At 33.9% G+C, this 25,603-nt stretch carries 26 protein-coding genes, 1 tRNA gene and 1 other RNA gene; 16 read left to right on the plus strand and 12 right to left on the minus strand.

Annotation, left to right across the window (positions count from 1 at the left end; translation table 11 throughout):
* Positions 1 to 49: 49 nt before the first annotated feature.
* Positions 50 to 859: an enoyl-ACP reductase gene (locus AAHM80_RS05850; protein ID WP_341747572.1), complete on the plus strand. Its 810-nt coding sequence runs from the start codon at positions 50 to 52 to the stop codon at positions 857 to 859.
* A gap of 55 nt (positions 860 to 914) precedes the next feature.
* Here AAHM80_RS05850 and AAHM80_RS05855 read toward each other — a convergent pair whose 3' ends face one another.
* The gene (locus AAHM80_RS05855) at positions 915 to 1,367 is read right to left on the minus strand and encodes a DUF2163 domain-containing protein (RefSeq protein WP_342259581.1); all 453 of its coding nucleotides are present in this window, start codon (positions 1,365 to 1,367) and stop codon (positions 915 to 917) included.
* A 313-nt stretch (positions 1,368 to 1,680) separates the two neighbouring features.
* Positions 1,681 to 1,962 carry a nucleotidyltransferase domain-containing protein gene (locus AAHM80_RS05860; RefSeq protein WP_342259582.1) on the minus strand — a complete coding sequence of 94 codons (282 nt, stop codon included), beginning with the start codon at positions 1,960 to 1,962 and terminating at the stop codon, positions 1,681 to 1,683.
* 191 nt (positions 1,963 to 2,153) lie between these two features.
* On the opposite strand from AAHM80_RS05860, the gene tnpA (AAHM80_RS05865) reads away from it, so the two are divergent.
* The gene (gene tnpA, locus AAHM80_RS05865) at positions 2,154 to 2,585 is read left to right on the plus strand and encodes an IS200/IS605 family transposase (protein WP_342259383.1); all 432 of its coding nucleotides are present in this window, start codon (positions 2,154 to 2,156) and stop codon (positions 2,583 to 2,585) included.
* An 80-nt stretch (positions 2,586 to 2,665) separates the two neighbouring features.
* Here the strand turns inward: tnpA (AAHM80_RS05865) and AAHM80_RS05870 are convergent, their stop codons facing one another.
* Both AAHM80_RS05870 and AAHM80_RS05875 read right to left on the minus strand, forming a co-directional pair.
* The gene (locus AAHM80_RS05870; protein WP_342259405.1) at positions 2,666 to 3,226 is read right to left on the minus strand and encodes an IS630 family transposase; all 561 of its coding nucleotides are present in this window, start codon (positions 3,224 to 3,226) and stop codon (positions 2,666 to 2,668) included.
* Complete coding sequence (locus AAHM80_RS05875) at positions 3,220 to 3,720, minus strand: helix-turn-helix domain-containing protein (protein ID WP_342259385.1); 501 nt, start codon at positions 3,718 to 3,720, stop codon at positions 3,220 to 3,222. Before AAHM80_RS05875 ends, AAHM80_RS05870 begins: the two co-directional genes overlap by 7 nt.
* A gap of 72 nt (positions 3,721 to 3,792) precedes the next feature.
* On the opposite strand from AAHM80_RS05875, the gene AAHM80_RS05880 reads away from it, so the two are divergent.
* Positions 3,793 to 4,368, plus strand: a complete 576-nt coding sequence (locus AAHM80_RS05880) for an autotransporter domain-containing protein (protein ID WP_342260446.1) — start codon at positions 3,793 to 3,795, stop codon at positions 4,366 to 4,368.
* Positions 4,369 to 4,552: 184 nt separating this feature from the next.
* On the opposite strand, the gene gyrA is transcribed toward AAHM80_RS05880, so the two are convergent.
* The 3 genes from gyrA to rnpB form a co-directional block, all read right to left on the minus strand.
* On the minus strand, positions 4,553 to 7,243 hold the full coding sequence (gene gyrA / locus AAHM80_RS05885) for a DNA topoisomerase (ATP-hydrolyzing) subunit A (RefSeq protein WP_342259583.1): 2,691 nt from the start codon (positions 7,241 to 7,243) through the stop codon (positions 4,553 to 4,555).
* A 314-nt stretch (positions 7,244 to 7,557) separates the two neighbouring features.
* On the minus strand, positions 7,558 to 8,664 hold the full coding sequence (locus AAHM80_RS05890; protein WP_342259584.1) for a hypothetical protein: 1,107 nt from the start codon (positions 8,662 to 8,664) through the stop codon (positions 7,558 to 7,560).
* Between the two features lie 291 nt (positions 8,665 to 8,955).
* Positions 8,956 to 9,357: RNase P RNA component class A (gene rnpB / locus AAHM80_RS05895), an RNA gene on the minus strand.
* A gap of 112 nt (positions 9,358 to 9,469) precedes the next feature.
* Here rnpB and AAHM80_RS05900 point away from each other — a divergent pair.
* The 6 genes from AAHM80_RS05900 to dnaJ all read left to right on the plus strand — a co-directional run bounded on the left by AAHM80_RS05900 (position 9,470) and on the right by dnaJ (position 14,657).
* Entirely contained in the window at positions 9,470 to 9,673 is a 204-nt protein-coding gene (locus tag AAHM80_RS05900; RefSeq protein ID WP_342259585.1) for a hypothetical protein, read from the plus strand.
* Between the two features lie 43 nt (positions 9,674 to 9,716).
* Positions 9,717 to 10,217 (plus strand): helix-turn-helix domain-containing protein, encoded by a 501-nt coding sequence (locus tag AAHM80_RS05905; protein WP_342259545.1) that lies wholly within the window; start codon positions 9,717 to 9,719, stop codon positions 10,215 to 10,217.
* On the plus strand, positions 10,211 to 10,771 hold the full coding sequence (locus tag AAHM80_RS05910; protein ID WP_342259384.1) for an IS630 family transposase: 561 nt from the start codon (positions 10,211 to 10,213) through the stop codon (positions 10,769 to 10,771). The genes AAHM80_RS05905 and AAHM80_RS05910 overlap by 7 nt, the downstream gene beginning before the upstream one ends.
* 19 nt (positions 10,772 to 10,790) lie before the next feature.
* On the plus strand, positions 10,791 to 11,228 hold the full coding sequence (locus AAHM80_RS05915) for a hypothetical protein (RefSeq protein WP_342259586.1): 438 nt from the start codon (positions 10,791 to 10,793) through the stop codon (positions 11,226 to 11,228).
* A 98-nt stretch (positions 11,229 to 11,326) separates the two neighbouring features.
* Positions 11,327 to 13,216 carry a molecular chaperone DnaK gene (dnaK, locus tag AAHM80_RS05920; protein ID WP_342259587.1) on the plus strand — a complete coding sequence of 630 codons (1,890 nt, stop codon included), beginning with the start codon at positions 11,327 to 11,329 and terminating at the stop codon, positions 13,214 to 13,216.
* A 313-nt stretch (positions 13,217 to 13,529) separates the two neighbouring features.
* A complete protein-coding gene (gene dnaJ / locus AAHM80_RS05925; protein ID WP_342259588.1) occupies positions 13,530 to 14,657 on the plus strand; it encodes a molecular chaperone DnaJ in 1,128 nt (375 codons plus the stop codon).
* Between the two features lie 36 nt (positions 14,658 to 14,693).
* Here the strand turns inward: dnaJ and AAHM80_RS05930 are convergent, their stop codons facing one another.
* Positions 14,694 to 15,392, minus strand: coding sequence for an RlmE family RNA methyltransferase (locus AAHM80_RS05930; protein WP_342259589.1), 699 nt, complete (start codon positions 15,390 to 15,392; stop codon positions 14,694 to 14,696).
* On the minus strand, positions 15,382 to 15,864 hold the full coding sequence (nusB, locus tag AAHM80_RS05935; protein ID WP_342259590.1) for a transcription antitermination factor NusB: 483 nt from the start codon (positions 15,862 to 15,864) through the stop codon (positions 15,382 to 15,384). The genes AAHM80_RS05930 and nusB overlap by 11 nt, the downstream gene beginning before the upstream one ends.
* A gap of 86 nt (positions 15,865 to 15,950) precedes the next feature.
* Between nusB and rseP the strand changes: the two genes are divergently transcribed.
* From rseP to recN, 4 genes are all read left to right on the plus strand, one after another.
* Positions 15,951 to 17,018 carry an RIP metalloprotease RseP gene (gene rseP / locus AAHM80_RS05940; protein WP_342259591.1) on the plus strand — a complete coding sequence of 356 codons (1,068 nt, stop codon included), beginning with the start codon at positions 15,951 to 15,953 and terminating at the stop codon, positions 17,016 to 17,018.
* 41 nt (positions 17,019 to 17,059) lie between these two features.
* A complete protein-coding gene (gene bamA, locus AAHM80_RS05945) occupies positions 17,060 to 19,375 on the plus strand; it encodes an outer membrane protein assembly factor BamA (protein WP_410521484.1) in 2,316 nt (771 codons plus the stop codon).
* Positions 19,376 to 19,456: 81 nt separating this feature from the next.
* On the plus strand, positions 19,457 to 20,236 hold the full coding sequence (locus AAHM80_RS05950; protein ID WP_342259592.1) for an outer membrane protein assembly factor BamD: 780 nt from the start codon (positions 19,457 to 19,459) through the stop codon (positions 20,234 to 20,236).
* 424 nt (positions 20,237 to 20,660) lie between these two features.
* A complete protein-coding gene (recN, locus tag AAHM80_RS05955) occupies positions 20,661 to 22,373 on the plus strand; it encodes a DNA repair protein RecN (RefSeq protein WP_342259593.1) in 1,713 nt (570 codons plus the stop codon).
* A 12-nt stretch (positions 22,374 to 22,385) separates the two neighbouring features.
* Here recN and rplS read toward each other — a convergent pair whose 3' ends face one another.
* Complete coding sequence (gene rplS, locus AAHM80_RS05960; RefSeq protein WP_342259594.1) at positions 22,386 to 22,811, minus strand: 50S ribosomal protein L19; 426 nt, start codon at positions 22,809 to 22,811, stop codon at positions 22,386 to 22,388.
* Positions 22,811 to 23,527: a tRNA (guanosine(37)-N1)-methyltransferase TrmD gene (gene trmD, locus AAHM80_RS05965; RefSeq protein WP_342259595.1), complete on the minus strand. Its 717-nt coding sequence runs from the start codon at positions 23,525 to 23,527 to the stop codon at positions 22,811 to 22,813. Before trmD ends, rplS begins: the two co-directional genes overlap by 1 nt.
* A 118-nt stretch (positions 23,528 to 23,645) precedes the next feature.
* Here trmD and AAHM80_RS05970 point away from each other — a divergent pair.
* Both AAHM80_RS05970 and AAHM80_RS05975 read left to right on the plus strand, forming a co-directional pair.
* Positions 23,646 to 23,722 (plus strand) — tRNA-Pro (locus tag AAHM80_RS05970).
* 361 nt (positions 23,723 to 24,083) lie between these two features.
* Positions 24,084 to 24,935: a site-specific integrase gene (locus AAHM80_RS05975; protein WP_342259596.1), complete on the plus strand. Its 852-nt coding sequence runs from the start codon at positions 24,084 to 24,086 to the stop codon at positions 24,933 to 24,935.
* Here the strand turns inward: AAHM80_RS05975 and tnpA (AAHM80_RS05980) are convergent.
* On the minus strand, positions 24,880 to 25,311 hold the full coding sequence (gene tnpA / locus AAHM80_RS05980; RefSeq protein WP_342259597.1) for an IS200/IS605 family transposase: 432 nt from the start codon (positions 25,309 to 25,311) through the stop codon (positions 24,880 to 24,882). The two genes, AAHM80_RS05975 and tnpA (AAHM80_RS05980), sit on opposite strands and share 56 nt — an antisense overlap.
* 147 nt (positions 25,312 to 25,458) lie before the next feature.
* On the opposite strand from tnpA (AAHM80_RS05980), the gene AAHM80_RS05985 reads away from it, so the two are divergent.
* Complete coding sequence (locus tag AAHM80_RS05985; RefSeq protein WP_342259598.1) at positions 25,459 to 25,602, plus strand: hypothetical protein; 144 nt, start codon at positions 25,459 to 25,461, stop codon at positions 25,600 to 25,602.
* Position 25,603 lies beyond the last annotated feature (1 nt).

Below are 25,603 nucleotides of genomic sequence, written 5' to 3' on the forward strand. Positions count from 1 at the left end.
ACATCATGCTATTGTTTGGGCAAGGTTTTAATAAAAATAAGGAATATGTATGCAAGTTAAAGTCACTGCTTTGCTTGATGGTAAGAAAGGATTAATTACAGGTGTCGCTAATAATTTATCAATATCTTGGGCTATTGCTCAAATTGCCAAAGAACATGGTGCAAACTTAGCCCTTACCTATCAAGGAGAAGTGCTTGAGAAACGCGTTATACCACTTGCTGAAGAAATTAAGTGTGATTTCGTTGTTCCATGTGATGTAACAGATGAAGAATCACTTGATAATTTGTTTAAAATTATTGAGCAAAAGTGGGGCAAACTCGATTTTTTGGTTCATTCTATAGGTTTCTCTGACAGGAATGAATTAAAAGGCAGATATATAGATACCTCATTGTCTAACTTTCTTAATACCATGAATATATCATGTTATTCTCTAATTGCCTTGGCAAAACGTGCAGAACCTTTGATGAAAGACGGTGGTAGTATCCTTACCCTAACTTATTATGGCTCACAAAAAGTAGTTCCTAATTATAATGTCATGGGACCTGCTAAAGCTGCGTTAGAATCTAGTGTAAAATATCTTGCAACTGATATGGGCTCAAATAACATCCGAGTAAATGCCATATCAGCTGGGCCTATAAAAACTCTAGCATCTAGTGGTATTAATGATTTCAAAACTATGTTAGCTCTCCATGAAGCTGCATCGCCGTTACGCAGAAACACTTCTCAGCGTGATGTTGCAGGGGCTGCATTATATTTACTGAGTAACTTAGCAGAAGGAGTTACTGGTGAAATACATTATGTAGATTGTGGCTATAACACTACAGTAGGGATGGGTAAAGGTTCTAGTAATTGCCATTAACTATTGGTCGCGGGAACGGCAATTCTTGAAGTTCTACCTGAGTATATTCGGTTTCCTAAATCACTTTGATAAAGTTATCATCAGGAATCAATGGCTCTCCTCTGAAATTTACTGCATTGTTGAACTTATTGCAACAAGTTGTAAATTTTTTATCACAACCTACAGTAAGTAAAACAATTTTACTATGCTTCATACTATCGGGAATTGTTTTATCCAGTGTAATTAAATTCTCAGAATGACTAAGGATTTTACTATAAAACTGGACATCAGCTTGACCATCAGTTAAAATAGCATCCCCGTAATTGAAATAACCATTTTCTTTATCAAGGTTTGAGATAACCATAGTTCTACCAAACATTTCCTTAATATTATATATCTGACTATAAACTGTTTTATCTATTTTGCATTTTAAATCACCAAAATTAGCACGACAATTCTTACTAAAAGATTGCAGTAACGATTGATTATATACATCTATATTTGGCTCTAAACGTAAAGTAAAATCCAAATCTCTTTTAGTATAAGTGATGCAACGATAAGTAACAAAATGCCTACAAGAGTTAGCAAAACAAACATATATTTTGGATTAATTTCATTAATCCGAAATTGGAATGAGAATGTAAACAATCAGGCTTAAAGCGGTTTGACGCCTGATTGTTAAATATTTTATTTGCTAATAATCTTATTTTTATACCAATAAAAATAAGATTATTAGCGATAATAGATTAAAATGCATTCGTACCAGCCGCTTCAAGAATGCATTTTTCTGATATTCTAGCCAGTTTTGGATTAAAATTAAAAATTTTAATCCAAAACTGAGGTTATAAATGTATCAAATCTTTTTCTATCAACGACCTAAAATCCTCATTCATATCAACAAGCCATCTTTTAACATCTACTTTAATTGGCAAATTAGATTCTTCTAATTCCTCTTGCAAGTTAAGTAATTCTTCATCACTTATTAGTTCCATAACACAGAGGTCAAGATCAGAAAATTTCCTGTGACTACCTTTAACACGAGAACCGTATGCTTGAAATGTATACGGATATTTCTTTAGGATAGATTTTAATAACAAAAAGTCTTTCTGCTCAAGATTGATCATTTCAACCTCTCCAAATTTCTAAAAAAATCATGTAACATGCCTGAAAAATCATCAAAAGTTGCAATAACTCAATGATAGGTAAGCCACTAGTTTGACTAGTGAGACCATCAAGGCTTGGCCTTTAGATTTAGTATAAAATAAAAAGTTATCATATATAACTTCTTTGGCTTGACGGTCAAAGGAGAAAATATATGACAACATACGAAAGTTTAAATCATTCTAAATGGGATTGCAAATATCATATTGTGTTTATTCCAAAGTGTCGTAAAAAAGAATTGTACGGGAAGGTTAGAAAATATCTTGGGAACGTATTCCATGAGTTAGCTTTTCAACGTGGGAGAAAGATCATAGAGGGGCATATGGTACAAGATCATGTGCATATGCTCATCAAGATTCCTCCTAAATATTCTGTAGCTGAAGTAATAGGCTATATCAAGGGGAAAAGTGCTATAGCCGTTGCTAGGCAGTTTGGTGGACGAAAACGTAATTTTAATGGAGAAAAGTTGTGGGCTAGAGGTTATGCGGTCTCAACTGTAGGATTTGAAGAGAATCAGATCAAACACTACATTAAGAATCAAGAGCAACTTGATAGTTTAGGCTCTGACGAATCAGGAGAATTTTAGAGGGTGTCAGAAAGTTTGTGTAAGTTATAAAAATAGTTAAGAATAAAATTAATTAAAACAACTTATACCAATTGCAATAATTAACACGGTGTATTTATCCAGTCTCTATACATAATTGATTTTACTAAATCTACATTATGAGCAAATTGATTCCAAGCGTAACAAGCCATAGTGACGATATCTTCATATACACCATAACATTGGTTAGACAAGAAATGATTTTTGATCCATGCCCAAACTTGTTCCATTGCATTAAGTTCCGGTGCATAGGGCGGAAGCGGTATCAAAGTGATATTGCTTGGCACAGTTAGTTTTTTGGCTGTGTGCCAACCTGCATTATCCGTTAGTAAAGCTATATGTCGGTTGCCTTGAATACTGCGAGAAAGGTCTTCTAAGAATTTATTCATTGCCTGTGTATTTGCATATGGTAAAATTAATGCAAAAGCTTCTCCTGTATCATGGCAAGCAGCTCCATAAATATATGTTGAAATGAATTGCTGTTGCCGAACTTTACGGGGTCTAGTGCCACGCTTAGCCCATATACGAGTTAAGCTACCTTGTTGCCCAACTCGAGTTTCATCCTGAGACCATATATCAACTTTACATCTATCGATATTTTTTGGTAATAATTCTGTTAGCATGTCTGGGAAGTTTTTTTATATGTATTTTGAGTCTCTTGATTTGACTTTGGATGCATTGAACGAGAAGTAATCCAGCTAAAACCAAGGCGGTGCATAGTATTGTAGACTGTTTTTAAAGTACATTTAGCACCATATTCCTCAAGTAACATGATATGTAGCTCCTTTCCAGTTATATACCCACCAGTTTTACTTTCACTGAGCGTATTGATTTTATCAAAAAGAGCAGACTCTTGTATAGTGTTAATCTTCCTAGGGGCACCGCTTCTTTGTGATTCAAATAATCCTTCAAAACCATGATTCCTAAATCTTCTGAGCCATGATTGCACAGTTTTCCAGTGTGACTTCACTATTTCAGATATGGCTTTAAAAGATTTGCCTAATTGAAGGTAATACATCGCCAATAAACGTATACGATTTCGACCATGCGGCTCATGTTTCATCATTTTTATAAAATCATGACCATGAAAACCTTGCGGTAATATTAACCTAGCCATTTGAGTACCTTTATCAGTTAAAAACCCATTTTACACCACTGCGTTAATTATTGCAATTGGTATAAGAAACTAATATTACAAGGATTCCTTTCCCTTGCTTCGGGTAATGTTTCTGCAAAATTACCAGTACAAAACCAGCTAGCTAAAGCTAAATTTGCTAATAGCTCATATAGTAGCAAGCTAATAGTTGCTTACAAATCAAAGGTTGGGAAAGCTTTAATTATCCCCTATATTGGACTCAAATATGGGGGGCAGGATATTGCTGGATATGGGGCAAGCTTTGAAAGACAAAGTCTATCGGTAGCTGCTACTAACAGCCGAAGATCTTCGGGGCTTATAGGATTTGAAGTAATTATGCCAATGAAGATTAGTGATACTACCCAAGTGATTCCTGGATTGCATATGGAAGTCGAAAAGTTTTTGCATAATAAGCAGCAGAAGTCTTATATGCAGGTCATGTCATATCCATCTAGCAGCAGAGAGGAAATATTGCTACTTGAAAAACCTGCTAAATACAACTACAAAATTGGCGGAACTATAACTATAAAACGTGGAGCAACAGAAATCATGGCAGTATATAACTATTTAGCGTCTAATAATAAATATTCAAGCCATCAAGGTTCACTTAAATTAAAATTATCGTTTTAGGCTCAACTATTAAACCAAACTCAGATTATATATACTGCTCGTAAATGAAGAGTTGGTAGACGAAGGTCAACTTCAAGAAGAGCTAGGAGTGTCAAAGTCGAGCAGCGGAGCGTACATTAGTACGTGAGCAGCGGAGATCTTTAGACACGACAACGCCAATTCTTGAAGTTCACCGAGTATATTATCATTCGAGTATATCCACATCCACCTTTTCCTCAGGGCTATCAGCAATCAATGCAGTAGAAACTACTTTTTCTCCTTGTTCGGTTTTGAATAATATTACACCACTAGTATTACGACCAGTTATACGTACAGATTCAAGTTTACACCTAATTAGTTTGCCATTATTAGTAATTAACATCAACTCATCAGACATATCAACCGGCATTACTCCAACAACTAATCCAGTTTTATCAGACACATCCATATTAACAATACCGCTACCACCACGGTTAGTAATCCTATATTCGTATGCGGAACTTCTTTTTCCAAAACCATTTTCACTAACAGTAAGAATAAATTCTTCTGAAATAGCCATTTCTAAAATCTGTTCTTTATTTAACTGTACACCAAATTCTTCCGGAGTGAATTCCTTGCCATCAGCGATTAACAACCTATTTTCTATAGGAATTGATAAATAGGCTTCCCTTTCCTCCATTGTACATGCTATGCCTTTTAATATTGTCATAGAGATAACGTAGTCACTAGCAGCAATCCTCATACCTCTTACACCATCAGAAGTACGGCTTTTAAATACCCTAACTGAACTAGCTGGGAATCTTATAGCTTTACCAGCTTTGGTTGCCAGCAAAACATGGTCTTCATCCTTACAAACTTTAACATCTATTAAATGGTCATTATCATCAAGCCTAATAGCAATTTTACCATTTGATTGAATACGTTTAAAGTCTGATAAATCATTCCTTCTAATGTTACCTTTGCTTGTAGCAAAAATAATATTCAAATTATCCCACTCATCCTGATTTTCAGGCAATGGCATAATATTATTTATACGTTCTCCTTCTTTTAAAGGTAAAATGTTGACTATTGGTCTTCCTTTACTCTGAGGATTACCAAGTGGCAGTTTATATAATTTTAAGCTGTATACCTGCCCGGTATTTGAGAAAAACAACATCGGTGTGTGAGTACTGCCAACAAATATTTGAGTGGTAATATCTTCGTCCCTCATTGACAGCCCTGCCCTCCCCTTTCCTCCTCGTTTCTGTGCTCTATAGGTAGCAAGAGGTACACGTTTAATATAACCGCCCAATGTCACGGTCACAACCATTTCTTCTCTTTGGATAAGATCCTCAATATCTTGATCAAAGTCACCTAATTCAATGCTAGTAAGGCGGGGAGTAGCGAATTCATCTTTGATTCTAATTAACTCATTTTTTAGGATATCTAGAAGTTTCTCACGTGATGCTAGAATGTCAGTATACCCCCTAATCTCCGTAGCTAGTTCTGCAAGATCATTTTCTAATTTATTTTTCTCCATAGCAGTTAAACGTTGCAATCGCATTTCAAGAATTGCTTTTGTTTGTGTTTCAGTAAAATAACATTTACCATCATCTGCTATCATTGCTCTATCATCAACAAGTTTTACTAGATCTATTATAGATGACGCATCCCAAGTTCTTTGCATTAGTTGCTCTTTAGCACTTGCTGGATCATTTGAAGATTTAATTATTCTAATAACCTCATCAATACTACTAACAGCAATCATTAGTCCCAATAAAATATGTGCCTTATCACGAGCCTTATTTAACAAATATATCGTCCTGCGAGTTATTACTATTTCTCTAAAATTGACAAAAGCAGCTATCACTTCTTTTAAGTTCATAACTTCTGGTAGCCCATCTCTTAGAGCTAACATAATCACACCAAAACTAGTTTGCAGCTGAGTATAGGAATATATTTGATTTAGCACCACTTCTGCTACAACATCTTTCTTTATTTCAATTACTACTCGAATACCATCTTTATTTGATTCATCTCTAAGATCACTGATACCTTCAATACGTTTTTCCTTGACCAGTTCGGCAATTTTCTTAACCAATTTAGCTTTATTAACCATATATGGTATTTCTGTAATAATAATAGCCTGTCTATTATTAGCAATCTCTTCAATTTCGCTGCGTCCTCTAGTTAGAATACTACCCCTACCTGTTAAATAAGCTGACCTAATACCGCTTGTACCAAGTACGATGCCAGCAGTAGGAAAGTCAGGTCCTTTAACTACTGACATAAGTTCTAATATTTCTACATCATTATTATCAACATATAGGCAACAAGCATCTATTATTTCTCCAAGATTATGAGGTGGAATATTGGTAGCCATGCCAACAGCAATACCATTAGTTCCGTTCACCAAGAGATTGGGAAACATTGATGGTAGTACCAATGGTTCTTTTTCAGAACCATCATAATTTGGCATAAAATCAATGGTTTCTTTATCAATATCTTCAAGCAATGTATGAGCAACTTTAGCAAGTCTTGACTCTGTATACCTCATAGCAGCGGCAGCATCACCATCTCTTGAACCAAAATTACCCTGCCCATCAACGAGCGGTAATCTTAAAGAGAAATCCTGTGCCATTCTCACTAATGAGTCATAAATTGCAGCGTCGCCATGCGGATGGTATTTACCCATCACATCACCGACAGTTCTTGCTGACTTACGATAAGGTTTGTTAAAGTAATTAGATGCTTCATACATTGCATAAAGGATTCTGCGATGCACTGGCTTCAGACCATCACGTACATCTGGAATGGCTCTACTGACGATTACACTCATAGCATAATCTAAGTAAGAGCCTTTCATCTCATCTTCAATGCTAATAGATATTAAGTTTTGACGATCTAAATTAGTCACAGTTAGAACCTACATTTATTAAAGTAATATTAGAATAGTTTAAGTATATTACATATTCAGAAAAAAATCTATTGCTGAATGAGCGTAGACTAGCTGGAAAAGCTATTTTTTTCCAAGTGTAGCTATAACCCGAAGAACAGATTCCCCAGTTGAGGAAAAAAAAGGAATTAAATAGATAGGGACAAGTTTAAAAGCTCGAGACGTCATTGCGAGGAGCTGCGATGCAGCGACGAAGCAATCCATTTTTAATCACTTTTATGGATTGCTTAGTCGGCTCATGCCTCCTCGCAATGACGCCATTTTACTATGGTTAGCTATACATAACATCTTTTTTTAGATTGCCTGAATTTCAAATAAATCGGCAGGCTAAATAATGTTAAAATTCTTATAACATAATAATAACGGTAATCACATGCCATGGTAGCAAAAAATAGTACTATTGAAAAAACAATAGATATTGCTACGATATATGCCAAAATAACTTTCTCGGGACTATTAGATTGTTTATTTGTTAGAATAGATATTAAATACACAAATATTAATATAAAACTAATAAGATTTATTGTTAAAATCTTTGGATATAATTTTAAATATTTAATTGTCCAATTTTTTAAGTAATTCTTTTTAATATCCATACCATGTTTTTGAGCTTCGTTAAGTTCAATAAAGGCGTAATGATGGAATCCCCAGTTTTTCATTAACATAACAAAATTCATTGTACGATGTTTAAGAAAATCTAGTGGATAGTGAGTAATGGCTTGTTTATAAGCAGATTCCATTTCTTGTAACTTTATAGGATCTGCTGTAGAGGCATAAATCCTAGTATCACCAAAAATTAATGGATCAACCCATCTAGGAGTGTAATGAACTTTAAGCTTCTCAAAACTATATAAATCTTGGTCTTCTTTAACATATTTTGGCACTAAATCATCATTATTGATAGCAACACTTACTCCAGCAATATCAAATAATTGACGTAATTGCTCTGCATGACTTTCAGTGGAAAAATGCTTAGTAAGTTTAGCATTACCATATATTATTAATAGCGAAATTATGCAGGTTAGTATTATTCTTATTAACAAGCTAGTTTTAAGATAAATTGACAATACAAACAAAATCAAAATTGGAGCTATAAATTGTGCTTGAAATTTAACACCAACAACATAAAAAACAATTAATAGTAATCCTGTAATCACCCAAAGAGGGGCAGGGTTTTGACGGTAAGTATGAAAAATACAAGTAGCTACTACAAAGAAACTACCAAAGGCAAAAGCTACATCTTTCCAAATTGTTCCAGATTGGGATAATATATTAGGTAGAAATGGTATTAATAAGTAAAGCCATCTGTATTTATTCTGTGAATCAGCATAGAAAAGCAGCAATACTCCACCCCACAACAGTCCTAAATTAAGCAAGAGCATCGTCTGCGGACCTTGGTAAATATAATGAAACAAGGACCATACCATTGACATTAACGGTGGGTGATGTGAAAAATAGTTTTTATTGATACTCTGCCCATATTGATCAAAACTATCAAACGACATACCCCCAGGATAGGTAGAGGCAAAATGTAAAGACATTAAGAATAAACACAAAATGACAGGGGAATATTTACGCAAAAACTCTGTACAGCAATTCATGTTCACAATTTATTCTGATATTCCAGCCAGTTTTGGATTAAAATTAAAAATTTTAATCCAAAACTGAGGTTTCAAATATGATGGTCTATAAGCCGGATTTTGTATAAATAATATTTCTATTATCTACTGCAGTTATTTATCTAGGATAAATATTACCATTTATCTCAAGCGATCCACCCACATTACTTCTAGTCAGAGATGCCTAGGAACAGGTAAGTTCTGTAATGCCTATTTGATCTTGCTCTTGGTGGGGTTTACCATGCGTAGCTTGTTACCAACCTACCGGTATGCTCTTACCACACCATTTCACCCTTACCAAAATTTGATAACAAATTTTGGCGGTATATTTTCTGCGGCACTTTCCCTAAAAGATTACTCTTCCGCTGGACGTTAACCAGCACCATATCTCTGTAGAGTCCGGACTTTCCTCGTAAATTCTAGTATAGATTTTTACGCAACTGCACGACCATCGAGATGATTATGTTTTAATATAATTGTCTCGTCAATGATTTTTTTTACTAGAACACTTAGTGCTAGCTAAAAACATGCTATTAATAATCTTTTCAAGATAATAATAGTTAAATTTATGGTAGTGAGTATAAAATTTGCCGCTGAATTACGGGATAAATTATATGGATTAAATCTTTCTGACCCAAAACATCTACAATTTTACCAAGAAATGGTATTTATTTTTATTAAAGGTAATGAAAATGAAATATTACAAGTATATAAAGACATTAAGGGATACAACACTATAGGGATAGGCTTTAATACCAATTGCAATAATTAACGCAGTGGTGTAAAATGGGTTTTTAACTGATAAAGGTACTCAAATGGCTAGGTTAATATTACCGCAAGGTTTTCATGGTCATGATTTTATAAAAATGATGAAACATGAGCCGCATGGTCGAAATCGTATACGTTTATTGGCGATGTATTACCTTCAATTAGGCAAATCTTTTAAAGCCATATCTGAAATAGTGAAGTCACACTGGAAAACTGTGCAATCATGGCTCAGAAGATTTAGGAATCATGGTTTTGAAGGATTATTTGAATCACAAAGAAGCGGTGCCCCTAGGAAGATTAACACTATACAAGAGTCTACTCTTTTTGATAAAATCAATACGCTCAGTGAAAGTAAAACTGGTGGGTATATAACTGGAAAGGAGCTACATATCATGTTACTTGAGGAATATGGTGCTAAATGTACTTTAAAAACAGTCTACAATACTATGCACCGCCTTGGTTTTAGCTGGATTACTTCTCGTTCAATGCATCCAAAGTCAAATCAAGAGACTCAAAATACATATAAAAAAACTTCCCAGACATGCTAACAGAATTATTACCAAAAAATATCGATAGATGTAAAGTTGATATATGGTCTCAGGATGAAACTCGAGTTGGGCAACAAGGTAGCTTAACTCGTATATGGGCTAAGCGTGGCACTAGACCCCGTAAAGTTCGGCAACAGCAATTCATTTCAACATATATTTATGGAGCTGCTTGCCATGATACAGGAGAAGCTTTTGCATTAATTTTACCATATGCAAATACACAGGCAATGAATAAATTCTTAGAAGACCTTTCTCGCAGTATTCAAGGCAACCGACATATAGCTTTACTAACGGATAATGCAGGTTGGCACACAGCCAAAAAACTAACTGTGCCAAGCAATATCACTTTGATACCGCTTCCGCCCTATGCACCGGAACTTAATGCAATGGAACAAGTTTGGGAATGGATCAAAAATCATTTCTTGTCTAACCAATGTTATGGTGTATATGAAGATATCGTCACTATGGCTTGTTACGCTTGGAATCAATTTGCTCATAATGTAGATTTAGTAAAATCAATTATGTATAGAGACTGGATAAATACACCGTGTTAATTATTGCAATTGGTATAACATGGATAATCCAAGAGCAAAAATTGTGTGGCAGACAATATTCCAAGGTTCTTTATCATTTGACAAAGTTTATAATGGCGATAAAGCTATTACAATACAACAATCTCGAATGATATATGATTGTAAGAGTGCTGTTAATCGCCTAGAGCTAAAAAATATTTATGGCAAGTCTTGGGATAAGTTAAAACCTAACGAGATGTCGATGATTGAGGATATGTATTGGAATGGTGGTAATAAGCTAGTAGGTAAATATACCAAGTTTTTTAAACATATGATCCTTTATACTGAAAGTTCTAGATTAAAATATCTTATACAAGGATTAATCGAGGTAAGAGAAAATTCTAATAAAGAGAGAATTAGGGGTATTCAAAATCGTAGAAATGTACAAAGTGAAATAGGTGACTCGTCCAAATGTTCTGCTCCGGCGATAAGGACATGATATAACTTTTTTTCACAGCTACCTCTTGTAAAATTGACGAGAAGACACTATATCAAAACTTATCAAGTTGATTTATTAAATTGGGATTAGGAGTGTATATGGCAAAGATCATAGGTATAGATTTAGGAACAACAAATTCTTGCGTCGCGGTAATGGAAGGAAAAGAACCAAGAGTTATAGCAAATGCTGAAGGAGTTAGGACTACTCCTTCAATGGTAGGATTTGGTAATGACGGTGAAAAATTAATTGGCGATCCAGCAAAACGTCAAGCTGTAACCAATCCACAAAATACTTTATATGGTATTAAAAGATTGATAGGTAGAGGTTTCTCTGATCCTATGGTAAAAAAAGACCAAGATCTTGTACCATACAAGATAGTAAAAGCTGCTAATAACGATGCTTGGGTTGAAGTTAAAGGAGAAAAATATTCTCCTAGTCAGATTAGTGCTTATATTCTACAGAAAATGAAAGAAACAGCCGAGAATTATCTTGGTGAGAAGGTAACACAAGCAGTCATTACTGTACCGGCATATTTTAATGATGCACAACGTCAAGCAACCAAAGATGCTGGTAAAATTGCTGGTTTGGAAGTATTAAGGATAATCAATGAACCAACAGCGGCCGCTTTAGCATATGGTTTTGATAAAGCTGAGAGCAAAATAATTGCAGTTTATGATCTTGGTGGTGGTACGTTCGATGTATCAATTTTAGAGATAGGTAACGGTGTATTTGAAGTTAAATCTACCAACGGCAATACTTTCCTTGGTGGCGAAGATTTTGATTCTAGAATTCTAGATTATTTAATTGATGAATTTAAGAAAGAAAGTGGTATAGATTTACGCAAAGATCCTTTAGCTTTGCAACGTCTGAAAGAAGCTGCTGAAAAAGCTAAAAAAGAATTATCATCTGTACCTCAAACTGATGTTAATTTGCCATATATTACGGCTGATAGTTCAGGTCCTAAACATTTAAATATAAAATTTACTAGGGCAAAATTAGAATCCTTAGTGGCAACGTTAATTGATGATACAATAGAGCCATGTAAGAAAGCTTTAAAAGATGCTGGGCTAAAAGCTTCGGATATTCAAGAAGTAGTACTTGTTGGTGGTATGACTAGAATGCCAAAAGTTATTGAGAAAGTAAAGGAATTCTTTGGTCGTGACCCACATAGAGGAGTTAACCCTGATGAAGTCGTAGCTCTAGGTGCTGCTATTCAGGGAGGAGTGTTAAATAAAGAAGTTACTGATATATTATTGCTAGATGTCACCCCTTTATCTTTAGGTATTGAAACTCTTGGTGGGGTATTTACTAGGCTGATTGATCGTAATACTACTATACCGACTAAAAAGAGTCAGGTATTCTCTACTGCTGATGATAACCAGCATGCTGTAACGATTAGGGTATTCCAAGGTGAACGGGAAATGGCATCTGATAATAAGATACTTGGCCAATTTAATCTTGATGGCATTCCGCCTGCACCACGAGGATTACCGCAAATTGAAGTAACTTTTGATATAGACGTTAATGGTATAGTTCATGTTTCTGCCAAGGATAAAGCTAGTGGTAAGGAACAAAAAGTAACTATTCAAGCTTCTGGAGGTCTTAGTGATACAGAAATTGAACAAATGGTAAAAGATGCAGAAAAAAACGCTGAGGATGATAAAAAGCGTCGTGAATTAATTGAGGCTAGAAATAGTGCTGATAGCTTAATTTATTCAACTGAAAAAACTCTAAAAGAACACGATAGTAAAATATCAGCTAGTGATAAACAAGAAGTAGAAAATAGCATAACAGAGTTAAAAGCAGCTTTAGAGTCTGATAATCTTGAGCAAATTAAAGCAAAAACTGATGCTCTTATGGCTAGTAGTATGAAAATAGGAGAAGCTATGTATAAATCTCCGTCAGGCGACGATAATAATGCGGAATCTGAAGCAAGTAATGACGATAAAGTAGTTGATGCTAATTACGAGGATGTAAGCAATAAGTAATTACTAATGAATGTAGATTGCTTCGTCGCCGCTAAAGTGACTCCTCGCAATGACGATGGATGAAAATACTTCCGTCATTGCAAGACCACATGAGTGTAGTGGCAACCATAGTACCCTACATTTTTCTATAATCGTCATAGCAAGGCTCTTTAGATGCCGTGGCGATCCAGGTAAACAGCGAAGCTGTTTTTTTAGAGTAAAGCTTCGTGTACCCTGGATTGCCGCGTAGCCGCTTTTTCGCGACTCCTCGCAATGACGAGTAACGCTATTCGAGTTAGCTAAAAGTAAAATTTAAAATAAGATATACTTAATTATGTCGACAAAAGATTATTACCAAATACTTGGGGTTAGTAAAACTGCTACCCAGGAAGAGCTAAAAAAAGCTTATCATAAATTGGCGATGCAATATCATCCTGACCGTAATACACAGGATAAACAAGCAGAAAAAAAGTTCAAGGAAATAAGCAGTGCTTATGATATCCTAAAAGATGAACAAAAAAGAGCTGCCTATGATCGTTTTGGACATGATGCCTTTCAGAATTCAGGTGCAGCATCATCAGCTGGAAGACATAACAATAGTGGACCTGATATAAATGATATATTTGGTGAGTTTTTTAATGATTTTATGGGCAGCGGGACAAGAAGACAACGACCATCAACTAATATTAGAGGTTCAGATCTAAAATATGATATCACAGTTACTTTGCAAGAAGCATTTCGTGGTATCGACAAAAATATTAGTTTTACCAGTGAAGTAAAATGCCAAACATGTAACGGCAACGGGTCAGAAAGTAATGCCGGAATGACCAAATGTGACGCTTGTGCAGGACAAGGGGTTACTAGAAGACAACAAGGCTTCTTTACATTAGAACAAACTTGTGCAAAATGCCAAGGTGCAGGACAAATAATTAAAAATCCATGCAAAAAATGTCATGGTCAGGGACGTTACTCACAACATAGAAATTTATTAGTAAATATTCCAGCTGGTATTGAAGAAGGTACTAGAATAAGGCTTACTGGTGAAGGAGATGCCGGAGTGCGAGGAGGAAATAACGGGGATTTGTATATTTTTGTTACTATTAAACCGCATGACCTCTATAAAGTTGATGGAATTAATTTGCATTGTAGACTACCTATTAGTTTTATTAAAGCTGTTTTAGGTGGAGAAGTAGAAGTTCCCGATATAGAAGGCGGTAAGGTAAAATTACAAATACCCGCTGGCACACAAAATGGCGAACAACTTAGGTTAAAAGGTAAAGGTATGTCTAAGGTTAGATCAAGCATTAGAGGTGATATGTTTGCTCACATACATATTGAGATACCAAAGAATCTTAATAAAAAACAAAAAGAATTACTAGAATTGCTGGATAAAGAATTTACAAGCGACAAAGATGAGGATGATGCTAGTTTTTTTAATAAAATGAAAAACTTATGGTCATGAAATTTTATCCATTTTACTCGATAATCAAGTTTTTCCTTAACTGTCTTCAGATTTCTTATTTAAAGCAATTAAATAAACCTCTACTGACTCTTTACGACTAGAAGACGGTTTAAAATGCTTGACCTTATGAAAATTAAGTTTAACTCTGTTTAGCACATTATTCTCCGTACCACCTCGAAAAATTTTAGCAATAAAATGCCCACCCGGTCTTAAAATTTTTAAGGCAAAGTCAATCGCATGCTCACATAAGTCAAGAGTCCGAATATGGTCAGTTGTTGCATGACCCGTCGTATTCGCAGCCATATCACTCATTACCACATCAGCACTACCATCGAGCATCTTTATAATAATCTCTTTTGTATCTTCAGCATAAAAGTCTTTTTGCAAACAATGCACACCAATAATTGGTTCGATGCCAAGTAAATCAACTGCAATTATCACGCTATTATTACCACGTGACTCATCAGATTTAATAATTCTGCTAGCCACTTGACTCCATCCACCTGGTGCAGCACCTAAATCGACTAATTTCATCCCTGGTTTTAACAGATTAAATTTTTCATGGATTTCCAGCAACTTATAAGCTGACCTAGATCTATAACCATCAAGCTTTGCTTTAGAAACATATGGATCATTTAATTGCCGCGCAAGCCACTGTTTTGACGAATTTTTACGCTTTTTTGCAGTTTTAACGGCAACAAATTTACCTCTAAATCCTAATATATTAGATGTCATGACACATGTTCTCGCTAGTTTTTTTAGCAATTCTATCCAATACAGAATTAACAAAGCCAACTTCGTTTTCATTCAACATATCACTTGTAATATCGGTGAATTCATTAATTACCACTTTACTTGGAACATTTGGAAAAAATTGTAATTCACAAATTGCCACACGCAAAAGAGCAAGAAGCAGAACAGGTAAGCTAGTAATTTGCCATTCCGATGTCAAATGCCTTGATATCATCTTATCAATTTGAGATAAATTTAGAACTACAGACTTTACTAACAATTCAAAATAACTTATACTTAACTTCACTTTTATTGGTTTGTTTAAATCATTAGCTACTCGTTCATCTTGATAGAATTGAACAATTTGTTGCATGATCCGATCTATGTTTTGATCAGGACTCTCCGGTTTATACTGATAAATTGCTTGTACTGCAGCAATACGTGCTATTGTTTTGGTACTAATTTTGGTGGTCATAAAAATTTTGATGTATTGGTATTTAATCTATTAGCTATAGCAAAAAAGCATAACTTAGTAAACCTCTTTAAAAAATAATGAGTTGTATGTTATCAATATTCGGATTTATTCTAACAATCAGCTTATTAGTCTTTATTCATGAGTTTGGTCATTATTACATAGCTAAAATATTTGGAGTAAAGGTTGAGGAATTCTCGATAGGTTTTGGTAAGGAACTCTTCTCTAAAATAGACAAAGATGGCGTAAAATGGAAAATTTGCACCCTACCCTTCGGTGGTTACGTTAAAATTTATGGATTTGACCCTGCAACACTTAAAAATACTCAGGATAATAGACCACTCACTTTTCTTAGCAAGCCTCTTTGGGTTCAATTCTTAATTATAGCTGCTGGACCTATAGCTAATTACTTGTTAGCCATTCTCATATTCACAACTATTTATTTTTCTCATGGTCAAGTAGAAATACCTCCTATAATTGGTGAAGTAGCGGTCAATTCACCTGCTGAATTAGCTGGGCTTAGAGAAAATGATAAAGTTATTATGATTGGCACTAATAAAATTGATAGTTTTGTCGATTTACAGAGAAATATATTCATGAGCGGAACTAAACCCATCAATCTTTTAGTTGAAAGGCATGATGAGATTATTGATATTGTTATAACTCCAAAAGAGATTAGTCAAAAACTGGATAATCAACCTGAGATAAAAAGACCTTATATAGGAGTTATTGCTAAGAATGAACCTATTTACATTAAAATGAATATTTTCCAAAGTATATATCAAGGTTCTGTAGATGTTGTTTATATCTCAGGTTTAATTTTAAGACACTTCGGACAAATGCTAATGGGAACAAGATCGTTAAATGAAATTGGTGGACCAATTACCATTGCCAAGGAATCAGGAAAATCTTTAGAACAAGGGGTAGCAAATTTTGCCCTATTTGTTGCCATGATATCAATTAATCTAGGTCTACTTAATTTGCTACCGATTCCAGTTCTAGATGGTGGACATTTAATGTTCATAATATATCAAACAATTTTTGGAAAAACACTTAGTGCAGCTATAAAAAATGTTATACTAAGACTAGGTATGGGGATAATTATTTTTCTTATTGTAATTTCCTTGTCAAATGATATAAAAAACTTAGTATTTTAAATTTCAGTATGACTTATAAAACCAAACAAAAGAAGGTTCTTGTGAAAACAAACGTCAAATCAACTATTAAACTAGCTATTTTGGCAACAACTGTTTTATATAATACATCAGCTTTATCGGCTGAGTATATTAAAAAAATAACTATTCAAGGTAATAAAATAATCGAAAAATCGACTATTGAAAATTACTTAAAGCTTCAAGTAGGAGAAGAATATAATACATCCAAAGGAGATGAAGCAATCAAAAACCTTTACTCAACGTCTTTGTTTGACAATATAAGTATTACACTAGGCAATGGTGGTAATTTGATAGTTACTGTATCAGAAACTCCGTTTATTACTAAAGTAGTGTTTACAGGTAATTCTAAAATCAAAACATCCTCATTATCAAAAGAATTGCTTACCATGTCTGGTGAATCAATGAGTCCAGCTAAAATCCAATTAGATGTGGAAAAAATTAAAGAGATATACAAACGTTCAGGTCGTTTTTCTACAACCGTAACGCCAAAAATTGAGAGACTTGAGAACGACAGAGTAAAAGTTACTTTTGATATTGCAGAAGGACCTAAAACAACTGTTAAAAAAATCTATTTCAGTGGAAATAATAATTACCGTAGTACAGAACTACAATCTGTTATCCTAACAAAACAGTCAAAATGGTTTAACTTTTTAGAAACAAATGATACCTACGATCCAGACCGCCTAGAGTATGATAAAGAATTGTTAAAGGAATTCTATCAGTCAGTAGGATTTGCCGATTTTCGTGTTATTTCTGTTACAGCAGAACTCAATCCAACCAAAGAATATTTTACTATCACTTACTCTATTGAAGAAGGGGCAAAATATAATTTTGGCAACATTACTATTGACAATAAATTACCTAATATTGATATAAATGAAATTAAAAAATATATTAATGTTAAGTCGGGTGATACATTTAATATTAATAGTTTAAATAAAATAGCAAATAAAATCTCTTCACATTTTGCAAGTAAAGGTTATCCAGGAATTAATGTTTACCCTGATATAAGTAGTAAAAATCCTGATAATACTGCTGATATTAAATTTGTTATAGATAAGGCAGAAAAAGTATTTATTAATCAAATTAATATTACAAATAATCTAAAAACTGAAGATAAAGTTATTAGACGAGAATTTAAAATTTCTGAAGGAGATATATTTAACCGTTCTTATATAGAAAAAGGTCATCAGAATCTACGTAATTTGGATTATTTTGAAAAAGTACTTATTAGCGTTACACCAACAACACGAAAAGACAAATATGATATTAATATTGACGTTGAGGAAAAATCAACATCTTCAATTAGTTTTGATGCTGGCTATAACACAGCGGGAGGACCATTTGGACGTATATCATTTTTGGAACGTAATTTAATTGGTACTGGAAAAGTGTTAAATGCTGGAGTACAAGTAGGAAAAAAGAGTATTAGTTACTATGGTGGTATAACCGAACCTCATTTTCTTGATAAAGATGTATCGCTAGGTTTTAATGTTTTCAATAATTATAGCGGTCGTGGGACTTCATTTCTTTCACAAGGAGATCAAAATTATACGTTAAAATCTATAGGACTCAAACCTTCTCTTGGTTATGATATTGCGGAAGACTTAAGACATGAAATTGACTATACTCTTAAGAGAGATGTATTAAGCTCTCCAGGTAATTCAAGTTCTATATTCTTAACTGAACAGATGGGAAAATTCATCACATCAGCCATCGGACATACTATCACTTATGCTCAGCTTGATAGTAGTATTATTCCTAAAAATGGTTATGTTATTAGCGGCACTCAGGAATTTGCTGGTGTTGGGGGTAATAATAAATATTTAAAACATGAACTAGACGGTAAATATTTTAAATCTTTTATCAATAATAAATTCACTTTAAAACTTTCAAGTAGTGTCGGTGATATTATGGGTGTAGGAGGTAAAACTGTAAGAATTTCTGATCGGTTTAATTTGGGTGATTATAGCCTTAGAGGATTTGCTGCTAGTGGAATAGGTCCTAGAGAAAAAACAACAAATGAAGGTCTTGGCGGAGAAAAATATTATACATTTTCAACAGAACTCAACTTTCCAACTGGTTTACCAGAAGATTTTAATTTAACTGGAGCTGTTTTTATGGATGCTGGTAGTCTTTGGGGTGTAGGATTAAATTCTAAAAGTATTTATAAATCTGATAGTTTTTATAATGATAAGTCACTTCGTGCTTCTGTTGGGGTGGGTTTTATATGGGTTACTCGCTTTGCCCCTATCAGAATGGATTGGGCTTGGCCAATTAAAAAGAAACCTTATGATGAAAAGCAACTTTTCCATCTAAAGTTTTCTACACATTTTTAATATTGTAACATGAGTTCGATATAATATAGTAAAATCCTATATAATTAAGAGATTAAATTTAAAAAAACTTGTAAGCTCTATATGAAATTAACAAAATTATTATTTTATACCATCACTACCTGCTTAGCTTTATCTAGCTGTAAAACTAAGAAGATAGATGAAGATTTAATTGTTCCAGCTCCTGAATTATACAATAATGGCATTGTTTTACTGGAAAAACAAAAATATTTGAAAGCTGCCGAGGAATTTTCTAGAATTTTTTATCAAGATCCTGGTAATAAAATGACTCCTCAAGCTGAGTTAATGCAAGCCTATTCTTTATTTTTAGCATGTCAGTATGAGGAAGCGGTAGATGTACTTGATACTTTTATTAAGCTTCATCCAATGCATGAAGATATTGCATATGCGTATTACCTAAAGGCATTATCGTATTATATGCAAATCTCAAATGTACAGCTTGATCAATCAAGAACCTTTTTAGCTAAAGAAAGTTTTGAAGATGTTATAAAACTTTTCCCTAAAACAAAATATTCAATTGATGCATCTTTAAAAATTGATTTAGTAAATGATCATTTAGCCGGTAAGGAAATGGATGTAGGTCGTTATTATCTCAGTAAAAATAACCCGATAGCTGCTATCAATAGATTTCAGCTTATTGTGGATAATTACCAAACTACATCACATATACCAGAAGCACTTTATCGTTTAGTAGAAAGTTATTTAATGTTGGGGCTTAACATTGAAGCAAAGAAATATGCTGCAGTACTTGGTCACAACTATCCGGATAGTAACTGGTATAAATATTGTCAACCATTTATTAACAACTTTCCAAAGGGATCAAATAAAACACCATCGCAATAATAGAATTTTTTTACAATTCTACTTTTGCTGGTAAATTTTACGTCACTCTTGGACTCAAGTCCGTAATGCAGACTTTTCAAAAAAATTTAAAGAAGTACAAAATTAGTGTAAAAATGGTTATGGAATTAACCTTCCTAATTTAGAGGATTAAATTTATTAGACACGCGAATTCGGGATAAGAATTAGTTAATTCTTATCCCGAATTAGCGTTAGACGGTATCGAGTGACCTAGATGCCCAAATTAGCAACAAAAGTAGAGTTATATACTCGGTGAACTTCAAGAATTGGCGTCGTCGTGTCTAAAGATCGAAGCTGCTCACGTACTAATGTACGCTCCGCTGCTCGATTTTGACACTCCTAGCTCTTCTTGAAGTTGACCTTCGTCTACCAACTCTTCATTTACGAGCAGTATACAAGAGGCAGAATGTTACAAAGTCTTTCGGTGAAGAATTTTATTCTGATAGATGAATTGGACATAGAGTTTGAAAAAGGACTATGTGTGATTACCGGTGAAACTGGAGCTGGTAAGTCTATTTTGCTAGATGCAATTTTGTTCTCTTTAGGTAACAAATTCTCTGATAATGTAATAAAACATGGATGCGATTATTGTACGGTTGCTACAACATTTACTCTCAATAATGATTTTAAAAAGCTTTTGGAACAATTTAATATTGAGTGTGACCAAGAATTACTGATAAAACGTATCCAAAAATCTGGTAACCGCAAAAAATTTCTTATAAATGATCAAGCGGTGACAGTAAATACCTTACAACAAGTAGCAGATTATTTATTTGAACTTCATGGACAAAATAGCCCTACTACCCTTCTTACCCCCTCCTCCCATATTAATATTCTAGACGATTATGGAAACCTTCTAGGTTTAAGAGCTGAATTATCCGAGCATTTCAATATTTTACAAGCAACTACTAAAGAAATCAATAAAGTCACAAAAGATAAAGATACTATAGAACGAGAGATAGATTATTTAAATTTTGTAACCAAGGAATTAAAAACTCTTGACTATCAAGTAGGAGAAGAAGAAAAACTTACCACTATAAGACGCAGTTTACAAAATCGTGATAAAGAAATACAAGTAACTCAAGATATATTATCACATCTTGAAACTCCTGAAATTAATAAGTCCATTACTAATGTTCAACGTTTAATAGCCCGTAACTTACAGGAAAATGAAGAATTTGCCTCTATTTCATTAAATTTAGATGATTGTTATAATAGTCTAGAAGAAGCACGTATAAAATTACAAAACATTATTAATAACTTCGATACAAATGAATTTAACTTAGATGAAGTGGAAGAAAGGCTGTTTAAAATTCGTGACATAGCACGAAAATATAATATTTCTTGCGATAAAATACCTGAATTTGTTGACAATTCTACCCAACAATTAAATGCCCTGAAGGATAAAATTAATAACGTTAAAATCCTAGATATTAATAAGCTAGCTGGTCATAAAAAATATTTTGAACTAGCTGAAGCTTTATCGAATCAGCGTTCTAAAGTAGCCAAAAACCTAGAGTTAGCTATGCAAAAAGAGCTTGAACAACTTAAAATGGAAAAGGCAATTTTTAAAGTAGAAATAGTACCTAAGGATAATATTGCAAACCAAACTGACAATAAACATTTTTTGGAAGACAGGGATACTTCTCAAGTAATGTTATGTAGGGTATCAGATAATGGTATCGATAATGTGCGTTTCGTTGCCTCAACTAACCCTGGTATGCAACTTGCTCCTATTGATAAAATTGCTTCTGGTGGTGAATTATCAAGATTTATGTTAGCACTAAAAATTTGTCTTTTTGATAAACTACTTAAGGAAACTATTATTTTTGATGAAATAGATACGGGAATTGGTGGTATCGTAGCCGATAAAGTAGGAGAAAAACTAAAAAAGCTTAGCTCTATTGCCCAAGTTATCGCAATTACTCACCAACCGCAAGTGGCAGGTAAGGCAGATCAGCATATTGTCGTTAACAAGCTACAATTGAATGAAAGTACTAAAATTACTATAAAAAATCTAAATCTTCAAGAGAGGCAAGCTGAACTTGCTCGTATGATCTCAGGCAAATCTATTACCGATGCGAGCTTGAAGGCAGCTAAAGAGCTTCTACATCCTTAGCCGTCCTTCCCCTTAAGCAACCACCTTTTTCTTAATTACTTTATTAGGATTTACTTGAAGTTTTTCTTTAATTCTAGCTGCTTTACCACTTAGATTTCTTAAATAATATAGTTTAGCACGACGTACTACACCATATTTAACAACTTCAATCGAATGTACAATTGGTGAGAAAATCATAAATCGTCTTTCTACACCTTCACCATGACTGACCTTACGAACTACAAAAGAAGATGCAACACCACTATTTCTTCTAGCAATTACTACACCTTCATACATTTGAAATCTTTCTAGTAATTTTTCCTTACCATCTTTTTCAACTGCTCTATCAATTATTTTTACAGTAACCTTTACAGTATCCCCTGCTTTAAAGTCAGGAATCTTTTTATTTTCCGTTAGTTTTAGAATTTGCTGTTGTTCAAACTCTTCAATAATATTCATTACCTTAAACTCCTATAAATATTTAATAAATCCGGTCTACGTTTTTTAGTAATCTCTAAAGATTGCTTGCTTTTCCAATCTCTAATTAACTGATGATTACCAGACAACAAAATACTTGGAACTTCTCTATTTTTCCACTTTGCCGGTCTCGTATATAAAGGACATTCAAGCAATCCAGCGAACTCTCCATTTTCCTCAAAAGATTCTGATTGCAATGTGTCTTGATTCAGTAATACATTCGGAAGTAATCTAATCAAGCAATCAAGAATAGCAAGAGCTGCCACCTCACCACCAGATAAAATATAATCCCCTATACTAATTTCCGTCATATTATACTCTTCAATTACACGTTCGTCAACCCCTTCAAAGCGACCACATAAAATTATTATTTGCTTTTCTTGTATAATTTCACGAGCAATATTTTGGGTAAATAGCTTTCCTCTTGGTGAGGGATAATATATTTTGGCATTAGGATTTGAAGACAAAACATGCTCTATACAACTACCCACCACATCTGGACGCATTATCAGTCCGTTACCACCACCATAAGGCTCATCATCAACATTTTTATGCCGAGTTAATCCAAAATCTTTTATATTAACCACATTATAAGACCAAATACCCTTTTCTAAGGCTTGCCCTGCAAGGGAATATTGCAAAAATCCAGGGAACATTTCTGGAAATATGGTTAATATTGATGCATGTAATGAAGACATTTAATAAATATGATGAAATTTTAAAATAAAAAAATTGATTTGACTTATATTATAGTTTATATAATTAGGCAATATGAATCCACTAACACTTTATTGTTAATCTTCATCATTTATTTTTCGGAGCATGGCGCAGCCTGGTAGCGCATTTGGTTTGGGACCAAAGGGTCGGGAGTTCAAATCTCTCTGCTCCGACCACTTTCTTATTATATCTAACATTTAATACCTCCTTTTTAGTCATTAAAACCCTAATACTTATAAGATTTCTTCATTTACTCAAACTTCAAGATTTATTAGATTAGGTGACTTCCATAATGATAGATTCGAGAAGTTACCTAATGATATTTCTCTTGTAGAAGCTAGAGAAAAAGCAGTTGAAATCAAGGGTCAGATCAACAAAGGCATTCACCCTTTTAACAAGTCACCTATTTTAAACAATGAAATAAATCATCAACCAACTAAGGCAACTGAGCTAACCTTTAAACAGTTTTTTTTTGATAAATATATTGAAGAACACTGTAAGCGTAAGAATACGAATTGGGAAGATGCTATTGATACAATGAATCGAGATGGTGATGATTTGTATGATAAAAAGATATCGGCTATAACGAGGGAAGATATTCAGAAAATATTTAATGTTATTAGTAATAGGGCCAAATATAGTGCTAACAGGTTTTTTGAGTTGTTAAGGGCGGTATTCAATAAAGCTATTGCCTTGGGGCTATTAGGGAAGAATCCGGCTATTGGTATTGAAGAACATGAAGAACAAGCGAGAGAAAGATATATTAACACCAAAGAGGAAATGTCAAGATTTATTGATGCAATTAAGACAAGTACAAATAGGCAAATGGCAGATGTATTTTTACTATCATTACTTACTGGGGCAAGGAAAAGTAATGTTTTGTCTATAAAATGGAATAATATTAATTATGAAGATAGAATATGGTATATACCAGCTGTTCAAACTAAGAATCGCAAAGCACTCCCAATTCATTTAGTAGAAGATGCCATAACAATGTTGGCAAGAAGGAAAGAGGAGAATAAAACTGGATCAATATGGGTATTTCCTAGCGATAGGAGTCGCTGTGGTCATTTAACATCACCTAAGAGAGCGTGGAAGAAAATTTGTCAATTGGCTAATATTGATGAGTTAAGGATTCATGATTTAAGAAGAACGCACGGTTGTTTGATGCGTAAAGCTGGAGCTGATAGAGAGTTAATAGGTGAAGCGTTAGGTCATAAGGATCTAAAATCAACAAAAATATATGATATTATAGAGAGTGATCAAGTCAGAACGCCCTCGCAAAGCGAGGGGCTTGACGGTTATGAGCAGCCCAAAGGGCTGCCATTGTTAATTAAAATTCTCCTGATTCGTCAGAGCCTAAACTATCAAGTTGCTCTTGATTCTTAATGTAGTGTTTGATCTGATTCTCTTCAAATCCTACAGTTGAGACCGCATAACCTCTAGCCCACAACTTTTCTCCATTAAAATTACGTTTTCGTCCACCAAACTGCCTAGCAACGGCTATAGCACTTTTCCCCTTGATATAGCCTATTACTTCAGCTACAGAATATTTAGGAGGAATCTTGATGAGCATATGCACATGATCTTGTACCATATACCCCTCTATGATCTTGCTCCCACGTTGAAAAGCTAACTCATGGAATACGTTCCCAAGATATTTTCTAACCTTCCCGTACAATTCTTTTTTACGACACTTTGAAATAAACACAATATGATATTTGCAATCCCATTTAGAATGATTTAAACTTTCGTATGTTGTCATATATTTTCTCCTTTGACCGTCAAGCCAAAGAAGTTATATATGATAACTTTTTATTTTATACTAAATCTAAAGGCCAAGCCTTGATGGTCTCACTAGTCAAACTAGTGGCTTACCTATCATTGAGTTAGAACATTTAGAGAGAAAGCCATGAAAAACCTAATGTCTTCAAAAGAAAATAAAGTAACTTTTCAAATAGAAACAGAAAGAGCTAACAATAATACTGAAGCACTATGTAATAGGATAGAGGAATTAGAGCAACAGTTAAGAGAGCTTAAACGTATGCAAGGGTAAT

The organism is Candidatus Tisiphia endosymbiont of Metellina segmentata (assembly GCF_964030715.1).
Lineage (GTDB): Bacteria > Pseudomonadota > Alphaproteobacteria > Rickettsiales > Rickettsiaceae > Tisiphia.